Source organism: Photobacterium obscurum, assembly GCF_026191635.1.
GTDB classification, from domain to species: domain Bacteria; phylum Pseudomonadota; class Gammaproteobacteria; order Enterobacterales; family Vibrionaceae; genus Photobacterium; species Photobacterium obscurum.
Map to the genome: position 1 here is coordinate 241,819 of NZ_JAKRRW010000004.1, position 15,939 is coordinate 257,757.

Annotated in this window: 14 protein-coding genes; 5 read left to right on the top strand and 9 right to left on the bottom strand. The window is 43.5% G+C overall.

The window, feature by feature from the left end:
- Window positions 1-70 precede the first annotated feature (70 nt).
- From MD588_RS07240 to maoP, 3 genes are all read right to left on the bottom strand, one after another.
- The gene (locus MD588_RS07240; RefSeq protein ID WP_265696381.1) at window positions 71-2,053 is read right to left on the bottom strand and encodes a flavohemoglobin expression-modulating QEGLA motif protein; all 1,983 of its coding nucleotides are present in this window, start codon (window positions 2,051-2,053) and stop codon (window positions 71-73) included.
- Entirely contained in the window at window positions 2,037-3,065 is a 1,029-nt protein-coding gene (gene gshB, locus MD588_RS07245; protein ID WP_265696383.1) for a glutathione synthase, read from the bottom strand. The genes MD588_RS07240 and gshB overlap by 17 nt, the downstream gene beginning before the upstream one ends.
- 125 nt (window positions 3,066-3,190) lie before the next feature.
- The gene (gene maoP / locus MD588_RS07250) at window positions 3,191-3,541 is read right to left on the bottom strand and encodes a DUF413 domain-containing protein (protein ID WP_265696384.1); all 351 of its coding nucleotides are present in this window, start codon (window positions 3,539-3,541) and stop codon (window positions 3,191-3,193) included.
- A 161-nt stretch (window positions 3,542-3,702) separates the two neighbouring features.
- Here maoP and hdfR point away from each other — a divergent pair, with 161 nt between their 5' ends.
- From hdfR to MD588_RS07265, 3 genes are all read left to right on the top strand, one after another.
- Window positions 3,703-4,563 (top strand): HTH-type transcriptional regulator HdfR, encoded by an 861-nt coding sequence (gene hdfR, locus MD588_RS07255; RefSeq protein ID WP_265696386.1) that lies wholly within the window; start codon window positions 3,703-3,705, stop codon window positions 4,561-4,563.
- A 299-nt stretch (window positions 4,564-4,862) separates the two neighbouring features.
- A complete protein-coding gene (locus tag MD588_RS07260) occupies window positions 4,863-5,024 on the top strand; it encodes a hypothetical protein (protein WP_265696388.1) in 162 nt (53 codons plus the stop codon).
- A 317-nt stretch (window positions 5,025-5,341) separates the two neighbouring features.
- Window positions 5,342-5,524 (top strand): restriction endonuclease subunit S domain-containing protein, encoded by a 183-nt coding sequence (locus tag MD588_RS07265; protein WP_265696389.1) that lies wholly within the window; start codon window positions 5,342-5,344, stop codon window positions 5,522-5,524.
- Between the two features lie 615 nt (window positions 5,525-6,139).
- Here MD588_RS07265 and brnQ read toward each other — a convergent pair.
- Together brnQ and yjjG are read right to left on the bottom strand one after the other, a co-directional pair.
- Window positions 6,140-7,438, bottom strand: a complete 1,299-nt coding sequence (gene brnQ / locus MD588_RS07270) for a branched-chain amino acid transport system II carrier protein (RefSeq protein WP_265696390.1) — start codon at window positions 7,436-7,438, stop codon at window positions 6,140-6,142.
- A gap of 423 nt (window positions 7,439-7,861) precedes the next feature.
- Window positions 7,862-8,542 (bottom strand): pyrimidine 5'-nucleotidase, encoded by a 681-nt coding sequence (gene yjjG, locus MD588_RS07275; protein ID WP_265696391.1) that lies wholly within the window; start codon window positions 8,540-8,542, stop codon window positions 7,862-7,864.
- Window positions 8,543-8,833: 291 nt separating this feature from the next.
- Here yjjG and ribA point away from each other — a divergent pair, with 291 nt between their 5' ends.
- Window positions 8,834-9,886, top strand: coding sequence for a GTP cyclohydrolase II (gene ribA / locus MD588_RS07280; protein WP_265696393.1), 1,053 nt, complete (start codon window positions 8,834-8,836; stop codon window positions 9,884-9,886).
- A 64-nt stretch (window positions 9,887-9,950) separates the two neighbouring features.
- On the opposite strand, the gene MD588_RS07285 is transcribed toward ribA, so the two are convergent.
- Window positions 9,951-10,709: a substrate-binding periplasmic protein gene (locus MD588_RS07285; RefSeq protein WP_265696394.1), complete on the bottom strand. Its 759-nt coding sequence runs from the start codon at window positions 10,707-10,709 to the stop codon at window positions 9,951-9,953.
- A gap of 79 nt (window positions 10,710-10,788) precedes the next feature.
- Between MD588_RS07285 and MD588_RS07290 the strand changes: the two genes are divergently transcribed.
- The gene (locus MD588_RS07290; protein ID WP_265696395.1) at window positions 10,789-13,212 is read left to right on the top strand and encodes a response regulator; all 2,424 of its coding nucleotides are present in this window, start codon (window positions 10,789-10,791) and stop codon (window positions 13,210-13,212) included.
- Window positions 13,213-13,272: 60 nt separating this feature from the next.
- On the opposite strand, the gene MD588_RS07295 is transcribed toward MD588_RS07290, so the two are convergent.
- The 3 genes from MD588_RS07295 to MD588_RS07305 are packed head-to-tail and all read right to left on the bottom strand — an operon-like array spanning window position 13,273 to window position 15,707.
- Window positions 13,273-13,686: a hypothetical protein gene (locus tag MD588_RS07295; protein WP_265696396.1), complete on the bottom strand. Its 414-nt coding sequence runs from the start codon at window positions 13,684-13,686 to the stop codon at window positions 13,273-13,275.
- Complete coding sequence (locus MD588_RS07300; RefSeq protein ID WP_265696397.1) at window positions 13,670-15,151, bottom strand: FMN-binding glutamate synthase family protein; 1,482 nt, start codon at window positions 15,149-15,151, stop codon at window positions 13,670-13,672. Before MD588_RS07300 ends, MD588_RS07295 begins: the two co-directional genes overlap by 17 nt.
- A 19-nt stretch (window positions 15,152-15,170) precedes the next feature.
- Window positions 15,171-15,707 (bottom strand): Spy/CpxP family protein refolding chaperone, encoded by a 537-nt coding sequence (locus MD588_RS07305; RefSeq protein WP_265696398.1) that lies wholly within the window; start codon window positions 15,705-15,707, stop codon window positions 15,171-15,173.
- Window positions 15,708-15,939 lie beyond the last annotated feature (232 nt).

Here is a 15,939-nt window from a genome sequence, read left to right on the forward strand (position 1 = left end):
CAATATTTATGGTTAAGAAAGGGGGGCGGCAGTTTGGCTAACAAAGCGTGGCTGCCGCAATAGTAGGTACTTACTTGATACTTTGAAGCATAAAGTTGATGATTGGGTCGTTAGCGTCCTTGAGCATTAAAGCCTCTGGTAGGAAAGCCGGTTTATGCAATATGTCACGGGTGATCAACTCATCCAGCAAAGGCTTGAACTCGAAGCCGGTCTTCCCGACAAACAACGAGGTCAGGTCTTCACTCTGATAGCAATGAAGCGCATCTCTTAGCCCCTTTAGATAGAGATAATCTTTGGTAAAACCGCCACCTCGGTATGCACGAGCTGTTACGGTAAATGCGTCTTCATTGGTCAGGTTGTGTTCGTGTTTCAGTGAGTTGAATGTGTCACTAAAGCTGCGGCCACGAACCATGCTATCGACGGCAATTACGCGCAGTGCCAGTGTCTTCAGACGATGCAGCGGAAAGCTTCCCGCTAAGTGCTCGCATAAAATAGCCAGTCCTTCTTGGGTATGGGTATTCCCCGGCAACCCCAGCTTCAACACCTTCAGCGGTTGCTTATCCGCATTGACTGTGGTTACCACATGGACACCCAGCTCATGGTGGATAAGGGCGTTCAAGTCCCGAGGTAAAAACTGGCAGCCAAGGTTAACCTTGATATTGCGCCCGCTTACCATAGCCCTGGCAATCAACTTGTTCGTGCCTGACACTTTGCAAGCAATACCGTAGCGCTTGGCGGCATCCTTGAAGGCCTGAATTGCCTGTGAAGGTGTCAGTGTTTCTTCTTCTACCTCACGGTATTCACGGGCATGCAAAATGAAGTTGGCATTCGCAATATCTTGTTGTCCTGGCTGGCCATAATAGCGCAACGAGTTATACAAGAACTCGTCGTGCCCTATGCTAGTCAACAGGTCAATACGAACGGCGAGCTGATCAATTACTTTGCGGTACATCTTCTGAATATCGGCATCCCGAATGTCCTCGACGGAAAGGCGATATAAATTTTCTCGAAACTTGTAAGGATCGATATCCAGCTGCCGATAGGTAAACTTTGGCTGGTAATCATGCGGTCTGTGGAGAAATCGTCGCTTTTCCTGTTTCAAGTTTGTCGGGTTGATATAGCTCAGCGTATTCACACCACGTGCCAGCGAATATAGCTGGCGATCGAGCCTTAGCACTTCTCGCGGCAGCTTTGATGCAAGTACATGACTGCCCGTTAGCCGTTTTACCTTGGTACGACGCTGAATAGTTTCAGCCGCATGTTCCGTGATAACCGTCTTCATTGCCTCCTTTAGTTTCTCGATAACTAAAGGAAAGCTTTCACCTCTCATTTCATCCATATAGATTTTCTTCACCTCGATCGGCAAGATCAGGGTATTAGGAAAATGCTGGCGGATGAATGTTGCTTGATAGCCCATGCCTTTAAAAACATCGTTGATCTTTGCATCAACACGGATGTTTGGCAGCTCTATACCTTCCAATAGTTCAATTAGCCGTTTAGTCTCCTTGTGCCACTTACGTGTATTGATCTGTCCGGTACCAAGATTAAAAACAGGCGTGTCTCTTTCAATCCGCAGGTAGTTATAGGAGTGAATATCATATAACAAGCAAAGACCAAATTGGCTCTCTAGAGTGTCAATCAAACACCCTAGAATTCGGTAATAACAGGCATGCTTTTCACTAGATATTGCACGCTCAGCCTCGCTTAGTGGTTCTGACCAGACCGATTTACCCCATGCATCATCATAGATGCAGTTGTCGGGAGCTCGATTGAGGTCATATTCGTAGCGCGAGTCCTCCCCTTGAAGAACGATTGGCAATGATGAGATAAAGTCTCCCGTGAAGGGGTCTTCTTCAAAATAGCGTTCGTCTTCACCCAAGCTGCATTTGGGCATAAGCTCACCGCGCAGGCGGCGGCCGTTATGTATTGCCGTTGCAACATAGGGCTGATATTCGCTGATACGAATTGTCAGGCTCCCATCATTGAGTTGTGCTTCAAACGGGATAGAGTGCCGGATTTTATTCAGCACTTCAGCTTCAGTAAGTTGCAGCATCAGCGATCACCTGACGGTATTCGTTCTTGCGCGCGATACCCACTTCTTTTGCCACAACAACGCTTTCAACAAAATCAATTACATCACGCTGTAATTTGGTGCGGTTTAAGCGATTGATCCGGGTGATCCCGCCAGGGCTCAGTACGTTGACTTCAACCAGTTTTCCATTAATTACATCAAGGCCGACAAAATACAGCCCGTCCCGAACCAGCTTCGGGCCAATATGCTTGCACAGGCGAAGCTCTTGTTTGGTCAGGGTGTGTTTCACTTCCTTGCCGCCAGCATGAATATTCGAGCGTACGTCTCCAGATGCGGGTACCCGGCGCATCGCCCCGATTGGCTCGCCGTTGAGCATCATTATCCGTACATCACCGTCTTCGGCACCGTCGATATAGTCTTGCAAGATGACGTAGTTCTTATCATCGCCAATATAGAAATCCAGCAGTGACTTAGCGCTCGATTTGGCACTTTTCTCAACCAGGATCACCCCTTTGCCGCCATAGCCATTGAGCGGCTTCATGATCATCCGCTCGTTAGTGCTCTCTTCCAGTACCCGCTCTAGATATTCACGGTTTTTCGATACATGAGTCACCGGGATAAACTCGTTATTCGGATCGGGTAGCGAGGTGGTATACAGTTTATTGTTGGCTACGCGCAATCCATCAATGTCATTCAGGATGAAGGTGTCATCACGGACTGAGTCGAGGAAGTTGAGCGCCATCGTATCTAGTGGCGGGTTAGCGCGCATAAAGATAACGTCGAACCCCGCCAAAGGCAGTTGTGCCTTGCGGAATTCAGCCTTGCGGTAAAAGCTTGGAATATTGTTTGATACATCACCCCGTTTTAATACCTTACAAAACGCAATGGCGGTGCTGTGGCGCATTGTCAGATTGTTGGGCGTTGTAATTGCCACCGTGTGCTCGCGACTTGCCGCTTCGTGGATCAGGCGGAGAGTTGAATCTGTTTCGGCTTCAACTTTGTCCCACGGATACATAACAAAACAAATTTTCATACAAGTATTACCAAATAAACTGTCTTTTTTGACAGGCAATAAAGAACTAAGCCATCGCACTGTTGCGGATGGCTTCATCGGTATAATTTAATAAAACGGGCAATCGTTATGGGTTGCCCATAGCGTCAGTAATCTAGGTCGTTGTCACAGCCGCTTTCGTGATCATCTTCTTCGTAGGTATTAACCTGTCTGCGTTGTGATACACAAAGGGTATAGCTACGCACCTTGTTGGTGGTTTTATCTTTATACTTGAGCCAGCATTTAGCGAAATCGGACTGTACATCTAGCTGCCCGCAAACTTCGGCGAGAAATTGGTGTTCAGATTCACTGGTAGGTTCAAGTGTTCCATCTTGCAAGCCACGCATTATGCGGCCATATTTTTCTAACAACATGGCTTCACTGATCGTGAATACACCGGTTCGGTTGAAGCCGCGTGGGAAATTTTTATCGTCGTAAAATTTGCCTTCACTTCTCATTTAAAAGAGCTTCCTGATGAGATTTTCGCTGATATTCGTTCAGGAGGATGGTGTTGTAAAATGAATGTTTTTCGTCGTGACGATGAAAACTTTTTATTAATGAATCGTGGCGGTTCGGTTTATTATCGCCGTTTAGTTTCTTTGACTATTTGAGAGTGCTTGTGGATACCGAATTACTCAGAACGTTTCTTGAGGTAACCAAAACCCGCCATTTTGGACGGGCGGCTGATAACCTGTTTTTAACTCAGTCAGCCGTTAGTTTTCGTGTTAGACAATTGGAATCGCAATTGGGCAATGCGTTGTTTTCAAGGCAGCGGGGCAATGTACATCTCACCGCCGCCGGGGAGCGTTTGCAGCCCTATGCAGAGGCGATTTTACAGACTTGGGGGCGGGCAAGGCAGGACGTCGCATTGTCTGAGTCTTTGAGTAAGCAGGTGACTATCGGTGCCTCACCGATGTTTTGGGAGTTCGATGGTATTTCAGATTGGATAAACCGTATCTATAGTACGCTCGACGGGCTAGCTCTTCGTCTCGAGTCTGTTCCGCGACAGAGTATGGCCAAGCGTCTTCTTGACAAAAGTATCGATGTTTCGATAACCAGTGAGCCCCCTCGGATCGAGAACCTACAGGTATCAAAAGTTCGTGATTATCAATTGCAGATGGTGACACGGGAAAAGAGCTGTTCAGTTGAAAATATTAAAAGTTATCCGCTGGTTTATCTTGATTGGAGTACCCGTTTTTCTGTCGAGCATAGCCGGATTAGTGAATTGCAGAAAACACCGGTGATGCACACTCACTCAAGCCGGATGGCTCTGGAATACCTGTTAAATAATGGGGGGGTGGGTTACTTGCCTTCCCCTGTTATCGCCCAGAGTGTTGAGGAAGGTGATTTGCATGTTGTCCCTGATGCGCCGGTAATGGAGCAGTCTCTTTACTTGGTATGGCGTGAAGATAATGAGAAAGAGGCACTGCTAGAAGCAATGCTATCCGTTCCTTTTAACCACGTGACGGAGAGTGTCTGATATAAAAAATTGCTCGTTACAAGCGAAATAACTTGTTGTACATAGCAGGGCGCTTTTTTGTAACCTCTTTTACCATGAAGATAGGTATACAAGCCGATGTGTATTTCAAGCTTATTATTGATTGTGTTGGCGGGAACGTTTTTTTTCGCCGGACCGGTCTGCTTTAGCACTTTTGTCATAATCGACTATTATTATTCGATTAAAGTTGGTAGCGATGTACTGCTAATCAGCAGTATGGTTGCAAGTGTTCAATTAGTCAGTAGCAGTTATTTACTCTGGAAATATTTCAGGAAGCAAGCATGGCAAAGTTAGATCAAAAATTTAGTAAAGGGTCTAAGTCTAAACAAAAACTTGATTTTGAAGATGAACTTCAGGATTTCAACCAGCATTCAAGGAAGAAGAAACGACGTATTGCGCGGCATCGGGATGAATTTCCAGAGTATATTGATAGCTCTTACTAGACCTGTAATATTATTGAAACCGGAGTCAATTGGCGCCGGTTTTTTTATGAACACCCCAATGCGCATCCGGTTGCATTAAGTCGTGGTAGATAGTTCGAGGCGCGTTGCGTGTCCGTTAGGCTATACCCAAATAACTTCTAGATGTAGGGTCACTCTTGCTGAAACGAGCTCCTTTCAGTTGTTTGGATATAAGTGGTTTGTTTGATTTTCAATCGTTTAAGCTGATATGTGCTAGTCAGTATTCAGGATCAATATTTCTTGACGTGTTTGTTGTATACTGGGGCTAGTTTGTTTTTGAATAATGCAAGAGTTGTAACATGCTAGATAACTTAACTATACCTGAAGATATTGAAAAAGAGCCGGAACTAGCGATTCCGTCAATTGATGAGCAAAAGCGTATTGTTGCAGAGCTAAAGCGCTTGGAGGAAGCTGGAGAGCTGACGCCGGAAATTCTGGAAGAGTTTATGACTGGCAAGCGTAATCTGGAACAGAACGGCTAGTATATCCCGCTAAAAGAGTATGGTTATTGAGGCGGCATCTTTGCGAAAAGATGCCGCTTTTATTTTTTAGCGTTTTATTCGAGAACATACGTTTTATTACGGTGATTTAAAAAACATAGTGTAGATGTTAATGTTATCAACTGAGATGTTGGCTTTCAATATAACTCCATATATATCAATGTATTAAGTGAGGCTGGTTGAGTTGGTTCTTGTTTGTGTCAATGAGTTTAATATCATTTAAAATGATATGTGTGCCCAAAAATCACTTACCTTATAAATAAAAAGAATTCAGTTTGGTTATCCTACATGCCATTAATTTGACGATGTTGAGTGTTACTAATTGACAGTTAATTAGTAACGCTTATGTAGGAGCTTATATATGAAAGTATTAATAGATGTAAAAGGGATAAATAACCGATTTAAAGTCGTGAAAAAAAACGAATGTTATTATTTATACTCTAGAAGGTTTTATATTTTCTGGGTAAGTGACGGTAAAGTATATGAATCAAAACAAGATGCAATCTATTCTATGCCCTACTGAATATAAGCTGGAAATCGATACAAGGTGGCTCCCCACGTTACACTGTGGTGGGGAGCGCGAATTTTGACATTGAATTAAGCTTTGCTTACAACACGCAGTTGAATCTTAGTTTTTCCAGCTGATAGCAGCAGTAAAGCCAGGATCATGCAACAAGGGACTAACCAGCTCAGATGGTGGCTATAGAGGGGAAGCCACTGTAGGAGTGTTTGCTCAAGGTAACTATTGGTTAAACCCAATACTGAGAAGGTATCAATTCCGCCGAAGATAAATACGGCAAGAACGAGGTATTTTAGTTTGTTGCTACCTGTGAGTGATAGTGCCGCGGCCAACACAAGCGCAATCGCTATCGGGCATAAGACCAGGATCAGCGGTAAGCTAAATGTTATCAATTGCTCAAGTCCGATATTTGCGACAATCGCAGTGAGAATTGTTGTGATAGTGGCAGCTCGTGCGAAAGGGATCTGATAGGTTTTCTCAAAATACTCGGCATTAGCATTAGTCAGGCCAATAACGGTTGTCAGGCAAGCCGTAAGGGTAATGGCAGCCAGCAGGCTCTGGCCAATAGGACCTAAGATTGCAGCGGCGTATAACGTTAAGATCGTACCGCCATTGCTTGCATCTGCCGCAATCGCCGATGAGGTTGCGCCTAGGTACCCCATCGCCAGGTAACAAGTCGACATCAAAAGGATATAAATTCCAGCAACGATGTAGCTGTAGTAGCGGATGCCTGACTGCTTTGTTACTCCTTTAGCTTTGATTGCCTGGATGATGACCCAACCAAAAGCTACAGCAGCTATGGCATCCAGGGTCATGTATCCTTCCAGCAGGCCACTTACTAGCGGAGCCTGTTGATAGGCCTCGGTTGTCGGGGTGGGAGTACCCTGTGGGTTGAACATTGCCGTAATAACCAGCGCCGCAAGCATCACTATTAAAGCCGGTGTCATGAACTTGCCGATGATATCAACCAGTTTTCCGGGTCTAATTGCCAGCAGCAAACTAAGCGCGCAAAAGGCGGCAGAGAAAGGCAATAAATAATCATCTAAAGTGAAGGGCTTGATACCCATCTCATAGGCGACGGTGACAGCTCTAGGCAGGACAAAAGCGGGCCCTAATGTTGTGAATACCAGTAGCCAAAATGTTTTTTCCAACCAAGAAGGTAGTGAGCTGGTAAGTTTATTCACCGTGGATAGGCGACCTAGCACGATAATGGTAAGTGCGGGTAACCCTACAGCTGAAATTAAAAAACCTGCCATAGCGGTTAGCCAGTTATCGCCGGCCTGCTGAGCCATCATTGGCGGGAAAATAAGGTTACCAGCACCTAAGAATAGGGCAAAGGTCGTAAAGCCAATGGCTGTTATGTCTAGTTTTTTCAATGGTTCCACCTTTATCTAAGGTGTCAGCCGGTTGGATAGAAAAGAGAGGGGAGAGGCTCTGTTTTCGCCAGCCATGCTGACGAAAAACAAAGCCGTCAGCGTCAGGAAATGGCGACGACGACAGAGACAAGTGCGCAAAATGCGGTAGAAGCTAAAGCTTGCAGGCTTTCTGACAGATTTTCAGTTGCTCTATAATGCATACTTCACACACTGGGAATTAATTTAGTTGTCATTAACATAATGTGAGCAAGATTTACTGTAAAGCATTATTTTCCCCTGGATTTAAATAAAATCCCAAAATAACAATTCGTGACCATATTACGTTGGTAGTTAAGTACTTGATTATCAAGTTGAAGATGAACGCGCAGCAGAAGGACGGCAGCATTGTGTACTCTGCTGCCCCTCGTGTTAATTGGGCGCAAATTAATCAGCCGGTAATAACAGTTCGTTCAATTCACTGAGTGTTGCGACTTGGTAGTTAGGCTCGATTCCCTCAGGCACTTGCTGTCCGTAAGCATTTAACCAACACGTGTGGATCCCGGCATTCATTCCTCCAAGAATATCAGAATGGGGATTGTCTCCGACCATTAGGACTTCACGTCTATCTGGATGGCCCATTTGCGAGAAGGCGAAATCGAAAATCCCCCGATCTGGTTTGGCAACACCGACTTGCTCTGAAATGATCAGTGTCGAGAAATAATCCTGTAAACCCGTACGTTCGAGTCGAATTTGCTGAAGTTCAGTGAAACCATTAGTGATAATGCCGAGTTGGGCTCGATCTTTTAAATTGTGCAACAACTCTTTTGCACCCGGTAGTACTGCACAAATGTCGGCCATCGCGGTAAGGAATGCACTGTTTATTGCTTGTGTTGTCGTGTTCAGTTGCTCAGCCCAAGGTTGAAAGCGAATGGTCTGTAATTGTTCAGCACTGATCACGCCGTCCTGGTAGTCGACCCAGAGTGGCTTGTTTACTTTTTGGTATTCAGCAAAGTCTTGCTCGGTAAAAGTAATCCCAAACCGAGAAAACATTAAGTTAAGACCTTCGTATGCATCAAAGTGAAACAGCGTTTCGTCCGCATCAAACAGTATCCATTTATATTTCATTCATCATCATCCGGTGTTTAGAGAACACGCATTTTATCCTTGCTAATTAAGTAATTACCAGCTGAATTGTTACGGTCAATAGCACCGATGAGGGCTTCCGAAAGTAAGTGCACCGGAAAATTCACCCTGAGAGTCAGTATATCTACCCCCTTGGAAGTAAATATGCTCACCATGCATATAAATGTTGCTATTTTGTTAACTTAACTATACTTAATAGTATGAGGATATAGGCAAAGGCAACCCATTTAATCTGTAGTAGTTCCTATTCGTTGATGTCAAGGAGTGAGTTGAATGATTGATGAAATACAATTTTACGAACCAAATGAAAGCCACGGATTTTTATCAAACTTTGCATCCAGCCCTATTATCTTGAGTAATACTGTTTGGCCTACCAGCGAACATTATTATCAAGCCCAAAAGTTTACTGATCCCGATATACAGCAACAAATCTTAATGGCAAATACACCAGATGAAGCATTTAATTTAAGTCGCCAATATGCTGATAAGGTCAAAGAAGACTGGATGGATGTTCGTAGTGCGGTCATGCGTTTTATTGTGTTTGAGAAGTTTCGTCAAAACCCTCGATTAACGCACTTACTTGTTAGTACCGGTGATACTGTTCTCAAGGAGCATTCCCATAAGGACAACTTTTGGGGGGATGGGGGAGATGGTAGCGGTCGCAATGAGCTTGGCAAAATTTTGATGGAGGTGCGTGATTACTTTGCTGACAAGGAGCCATTTAACCTGGTGCACTTTGTTGATAGTGCAAAACTGCCAACTCAATGGGGGACATTTCAGATGTACGGCTTCATTGAGCAGGCAACAGGCAAGGAGCACTTGGCCTTGGTATACGGAGATCTTGACCCTGATTCTCCCCCTTTGATCCGTTTACATTCGGAATGTCTGACTGGCGATGCATTATTTAGTGCCCGCTGTGATTGCGGTTTTCAATTGTCTAGGGCGATGGAAAATATTGTTAACGCTGGAAGTGGTGTGCTGTTTTATTTGCGTCAGGAAGGACGGGGTATAGGCCTTATTAATAAAATTCGCGCTTACCATTTACAAGATGATGGTGCCGATACTGTTGAGGCGAATGAGCGCCTGGGATTTGCAGCAGATATGCGGGATTACTCCTTCTGCAGGGGGATGTTAAGTTTCTTGAATATCAAGTCTGTGAAACTAATGACAAATAATCCCAGAAAAGTAAAAGCTTTAACCAACGCAGGAATTAATATAGATCAAAGAGTGGCCTTGCAGGAAGGTAATAACCCACACAATGAAAATTATTTGAAAACCAAAGCGGCAAAGCTTGGGCATATGTTTGATTCAGAATTTATCAAATAGAATCAATTTGCAAATAATAAAAACGCAGCGTGATGCTGCGTTTTTATTCTAATGTTTGTTTAGTTTAAAAGTATTTTTTAACGATATGGTCGATTTGACCAGATGTTTTTAGTTCTTTAAGTCTGGAGTTTATAAATGCTTGCACATTTTTATCCATACTAGGATCAAAAGCAAGATAAATTGGATAGTCAGGAATAACCGAGTTAAAAGGCTGAATATTATAATTTGCTATGTCTTGATTCTGCTTTGATAAATTATATTTTACTCGAGATTCCATTTCTACAAAGGCGGTATCACCCGGTAGTTTTTTAATTACTCGAAATGCTGCACTATAATCTTTCACCCGTAATTCTTCCACATTACCTGTTTGAAAGAATGGGAGCAGTTGCGGATAGTCAAAGCCATGCAGAAGTACGACAACTCTGTCTGACATATCGTCCATTGAATTGAAGTCAAAGGCGTTTTTTTTGCTGCTCACCAGCACGTGCTTTACGTTGTAAATCGGCGTGTCAGATAAGTTTTCTGCCTGTACACTGCCCCAGCCAGGGCTACCATAAGTTATCCAATTGGGTTTTCCTCCGGCCTCTAGTAATGAGATCATTCTGTTGAAAGGATAGGTATGATAATCAATATCGTATTGGCTATCTTTGAAAATGGCTTTGACGATATCTGTTACAATACCGCTATGCTGATCTGCGCCATTTTCAATTTGAAAAGGTGATGCCTGTTTAGCAATCACATAATAGTTTATCGTCTCAGAATTTGCTGCAAAGCTTGAGCAAGCTAACGTTAATGTGGTCGAAATAGCTAATATTTTATTCATTTTGTGTCCTTACCTTACCTATCCTGATGAAGATACTACTATTATGTTAGTAGAAGAAGGATAAGATGCGAGTTTAAGGATGAATAAAACGTATCAGGAAATCAGACCAAATAGGAAAATGGGTATAGCAAAGCAACTAGTAATATCAATATTGTTAGTAAGCTCGCTATTTACCCTTTTTTCTACCTGCTTGAATTTATATCTCGACTACAAAGCCGATTTGGCAAGTATTGACGAGCGCTTTGTTCAGATTGAGGAAAGCTACTTATCAAGTTTAATTTCGAGTTTATGGGTTGAAGACAGAGAACAGTTGGCTGTTCAGGCTGAAGGAATTATGCACTTGCCTGGTGTTCATTATCTATCGATTAGTGATAATGAAGGAACTATCATAAGAATTGGTTCTGAACTCTCTAAACATGTCTATGAGAAGTCTTGGGACATGGAATATAAGCTTGGTGATAAAGAGTTCCATTTGGCGACTCTTACTGTTCAGTCAGACTTGTACCTTGTCTACCAGGGGTTAATAGACAAATTTATCATTCTGCTGATGACTCAGGCTGTCCAGACATTCCTTATTGCCATTTTCATTATACTCATTACTTATCGATTGGTTGTTCACCCTCTTACACAAATGTCGAAGCGTGTGACGGAGTTTGATTCTGAAAAGGTGCCGCTACCTATCCACCTTGAGAAGCGCTGGTGCGAGGATGAAATATCCATACTTACTTATCGCTATAACCATTCTGTGGGACAAATACGTGAACATTACTGTCAATTGGAAGAAGCAAGAGAGTATGCGGAAGAGGCCAATCGTAAGAAAAGTGAGTTTTTGGCTAATATGAGCCATGAAATTCGAACACCTATGAATGGTATTATCGGCCTGTCTTCACTTATGAAAGAGATGGAGATGTCAGAAGAGCAGAAAGAGTATGTGAATATGCTCAATACCTCTTCACTTTCGCTTCTTGATCTTATTAACGATATTTTGGACTTTTCAAAAATCGAAGCGGGTCGTCTTGAACTTGAGCATAACCTTTTGAACGTGTTCGAGCTGAACAAAGAAGTTGAATCTGTTTTTTTAGTCAGAGCAGCAGAGAAAAAATTACAGTTTCAGTGCATTATTGATCGAAGTATCAGCCCAATGCTGTTGGGAGATGCGACTAAAATACGTCAAGTACTTAATAACCTTGTCAGTAATGCCATTAAATTTACGAATAGCGGATATGTTCATCTCCATATTCAACGTGAAGCAGAGGATCACCGTTCAGTCACGCTGCGATTTGAGGTTACAGACAGTGGTATTGGTGTACCGCGCGAAATGCATGGCGCGATTTTTGATAAATTTCAGCAAGCAGACGGCAGTACAACGAGAAAATATGGTGGGACGGGTCTTGGTTTAGCGATATGTCGAGAAATTGTTGGCCTGATGGGCGGGGAGTTGCAGCTTGAAAGTGAACCAGGGAAGGGCAGCTCTTTCTTTTTTAGTATTTCTTTGAAAAAAAATATTCTTCCGATGGCCACAGGAGAAGATAAAAAGCTGCTATCTGACCTTTCTGTGCTACTAGTTGATGACAGTGTGCTTAATATGAGGATCACTTCGGCGCAGTTAAGTAATTTTGGTGCAAAATCTGTCTGTTGTGAAAATGCATCTAATGCCGCGGATTTTGTGTTGCAGGCGATTAGTAATAAAAAGCCGTTTGATCTTGTCGTTCTAGATAAGATTATGCCGGAGATAAATGGATTTGAATTGGCAAGGCAACTCAAAATACAGTTCGCAGAGCGCTGCCCTAAGATGATGATGATCTCTGCCGGGCCTGAAGCCGGAGATGAAGAAAGAGCCAAGCAGACTGGTATTCGGTCATATTTGGCAAGGCCTTATAAAGAAAGTAATTTGAAGTGGGCTGTTCAGCAGGTTATGCAAACAAGTGACCTTGATGTTGCTGGGAGAGTTGATGAGCCAGCTTCCACGACGACATTTGAAAACAATCAAATTTTGCCGAAACAGACAAAGCCTGAGGATTATTTTCAGTCGATAAAACAAACACCGTTTAAATCTCAATCATCGTTTGAATCGTGCGCTGTAGAAGAGCAGCAGAATGCTATTACTAAGGCCAGGATCCTGGTGGTTGAAGATACGCTTGTAAATCAGAAAGTCGCTCAAATGATGCTGGAGAAACTGGGGGCAACTGTTGCGATTGCAGAAAATGGCCAGATTGCAGTCTCCAAGTTTCAAGAGAGTCACTTTGACCTGATTTTCATGGATTGCCAAATGCCAGTTCTTGATGGCTTTGCTGCCACAGAGGCTATTCGAGATTTAGAGTCTGAAGGGCAGAGAACGCCAATCATTGCGCTAACAGCGAATGCTGTGAAAGATGAACAAGAGAAGTGCTATGCCTCAGGTATGGATGAGTTTGTTTCGAAACCTGTTAGCCAAAAAGTGTTGGCGAAAATAGTGGAGAAATACTTGTCGACATCTAACCGTTCAGTTACGAAGAACGTATAGGCTTGTACCCAAGCACCTTGAGGTCGCTTGGGTATTATGTACTGGCTCTACATGTGACTCTTACGCAGGGGCTTGCTCTAGAATAAAGCTTGGTCTTTGGTTATACAGATTAATGACGACAGTGAGGGTATCTGCGCGAGTATCTTCTGAAATATCCTGAATGACATAAAAATCATTGTTTTTGTTTTTCAGTGAACTATCAACGAGGCGCAGTAAACTGTCGTTAATATCACCATTGATTTCGACCGTCTCAATGAGCTCAAACTGCCCATACTGTATTTCAGATGGAGATATTAGCTCAGGTGATGCCATAGCGGACATTGAAGTGCCAAGGAGGAGAAGAATAGAGATAGCGCGCTTAATCATTGGAAGTCTATAAATATTATTGTCATGTCGTGATGTTACTTTGCCATGACATAATATTGTTTTGTCAGAGTACCGTAAAATTGCATCCACATTATCTATGATTTTCATAGAGTTTTTCTAATGCGATGGATAAACCGTTTTCAGTAACGATCCTGATGTGCGATTTGTTCAATTGCCTGACGTTGCTGAGGCCGCAGGAATGGGCAATAAGGCCGATACCATAATGTATGTATTTGTTATAGTTCGCAACTCGTTGCGTTTTGTCTTTTACGTTCAGTCCTTGTTGTAGCCGTTTATTGTGAGTGGTGATTCCTGTCGGGCAGGTGTCTTTATTGCATTGTAGTGCCTGGATGCATCCAAGTGCGAACATATGTCCTCTAGCAGATACCACAAAGTCTGCACCAAGGGCGATGGCCCAGGCCACTTTTGAAGGAGTAATAAGCTTCCCTGAAGCGATAATTTTGATGCGTTCTTTCAGCTGCCTTTCTTCCAGTAATCCGACTACTAGTGGCAAGCTTTCTTTGAGTGGTAACCCGACATAGTCCATAAGGGGTTGTGGAGCCGCACCTGTACCGCCATCGGCACTGTCGATAGTGATAAAGTCAGGCGCACTTTCTATGCCTCGACGTTCAATTTCGTTTAGCAGTTGCTGAAACCAGTTCAAGGAGCCAAATACAGCCTTGAACCCGACAGGTTTTCCTGTGATTTTGCGAATAAAGGCAATTTTGTCAAGGAGGGCACCAACAGTTCGAATGTCTTTGTGACCGTTTGGACTGATGGAATCCTGCCCTTGAGGTATACCTCGTATTTTAGCGATTTCGGCAGTGACTTTTTTACCCGGTAACATGCCTCCCTTGCCCGGCTTCGCGCCCTGGCTGATTTTAATTTCAAACATTTTTACTTCAGGGTAGGCAGCAATCTCTTTTAGTTTTTCTGCACTTAGTTCTCCATGTTCATCGCGAACCCCATATTTAGCCGTTCCAATTTGAAAAACCAGATCAGCTTTTCCCTCAAGGTGGTAGGGACTTAAACCGCCTTCACCGGTATTCAACCAGCAGCCGGCAAGGCGTGCTCCGTTTGAAAGTGCTCTGACTGCAGGTTTAGATATGGCGCCGAAACTCATCCCGGAAATATTGAAAATTGAGCTGGTGGTATAGGGATAGCGACAGTTTTCGCCGATAGTAACAGCCGCGGGAGTGACCGCATCTTCCTCTAACGTAGGGAAAGCACAATTCATAAACATAATTGTACCAGTCGGATCTAAGCTACGGGTTGAGCCAAACGCAATGGTACGATCCACATTTTTGGCGGCCTTATATACCCAGCTACGTTCGGCTCGGTTGAAAGGCATCTCCTCTCTGTCCATAGCAAAGAAGTACTGCCTGAAAAACTCCCCTTGTTTTTCAAGGATATAGCGAAACCTACCGATCACTGGGTAATTATGACGAATGGCTTGCTTGTGCTGTCTGATATCTACGATGTACATGTAGATGATTATTAGCACCCCGAGTCCGAGGATAAAGATGAATAACGCAGATAAAAAATCAAGAGTCAGTAGAATATAGTCACCCATGAGAGGCTTCCTTTGATGATTAAAAACATCCCATGAACATGCTCTGATCTAATATCTTGCGCTGATGTGGTTTCAGGCTCTGATAAAGCTTTAAAAGCGCCGTTGTATAACCTGTCATACTTGCGTATCGCTCTCCCATCATCTTCGTATGATGTTCAAGCCGAGCAGGAAGCGTTAGCGATTGGTTATTCTGAAAATATGTAAACATCTGCTGGTGGTGTTCAAGCATTGCCGTTGCATTATTTTCGACGACCGTTACAAACTTGTCCCATTGCGTTTGCTGTTGTTTATTGAGTTGTAGTTGGCTCTCTAGTGTTTGTAATTGCGTTTGCATTCCACTGATATTCCAGCCTCCTCCCGCCGCTCCACGACCATGCATCATGCCATGGTGCCTCTGACTCGGGGTTGTACCCATCATACAGCCGCCATACATCATCCCTGGGCCACCCATCATTCCCATGATGCCACCCTGCCAGTCGGTCTCAGCATATGCAAGTGTTGCTAAAAGAGCTAATGGCAATGTCATCGTTGTAGTTAACTTTTTCCTGCTTTTCATGTTGTCCCTTTTCTAAGTAGTTGTGATACGGAGAAAATGAAATCGACCATACAAATATAGTTCAGAACACATCATATTTATTGCTGATAGAGCCAGTTATGGAGACGAAGAGAGGGTAAAACAATATAGGGAAATTCGATCTTCGCCCACATTGCTTGTATTTGAGCTGATACTATTGATAGTAGTTGTTGGGGCGAGTTGGTGATGTATTTGAGGAGAAAGATAGCCCTTA

What these genes read in the sequence shown, in the direction of transcription:
- ribA (WP_265696393.1), top strand. Translation starts at nt 8,834, where the DNA reads ATGATTGATGAAATACAATTTTACGAACCAAATGAAAGCCACGGATTT.
- MD588_RS07285 (WP_265696394.1), bottom strand. Translation starts at nt 10,709, where the DNA reads ATGAATAAAATATTAGCTATTTCGACCACATTAACGTTAGCTTGCTCA.
- MD588_RS07305 (WP_265696398.1), bottom strand. Translation starts at nt 15,707, where the DNA reads ATGAAAAGCAGGAAAAAGTTAACTACAACGATGACATTGCCATTAGCT.
- MD588_RS07260 (WP_265696388.1), top strand. Translation starts at nt 4,863, where the DNA reads ATGGCAAAGTTAGATCAAAAATTTAGTAAAGGGTCTAAGTCTAAACAA.
- MD588_RS07300 (WP_265696397.1), bottom strand. Translation starts at nt 15,151, where the DNA reads ATGGGTGACTATATTCTACTGACTCTTGATTTTTTATCTGCGTTATTC.
- MD588_RS07290 (WP_265696395.1), top strand. Translation starts at nt 10,789, where the DNA reads ATGAATAAAACGTATCAGGAAATCAGACCAAATAGGAAAATGGGTATA.
- MD588_RS07265 (WP_265696389.1), top strand. Translation starts at nt 5,342, where the DNA reads ATGCTAGATAACTTAACTATACCTGAAGATATTGAAAAAGAGCCGGAA.
- MD588_RS07240 (WP_265696381.1), bottom strand. Translation starts at nt 2,053, where the DNA reads ATGCTGCAACTTACTGAAGCTGAAGTGCTGAATAAAATCCGGCACTCT.
- gshB (WP_265696383.1), bottom strand. Translation starts at nt 3,065, where the DNA reads ATGAAAATTTGTTTTGTTATGTATCCGTGGGACAAAGTTGAAGCCGAA.
- MD588_RS07295 (WP_265696396.1), bottom strand. Translation starts at nt 13,686, where the DNA reads ATGAAAATCATAGATAATGTGGATGCAATTTTACGGTACTCTGACAAA.
- yjjG (WP_265696391.1), bottom strand. Translation starts at nt 8,542, where the DNA reads ATGAAATATAAATGGATACTGTTTGATGCGGACGAAACGCTGTTTCAC.
- maoP (WP_265696384.1), bottom strand. Translation starts at nt 3,541, where the DNA reads ATGAGAAGTGAAGGCAAATTTTACGACGATAAAAATTTCCCACGCGGC.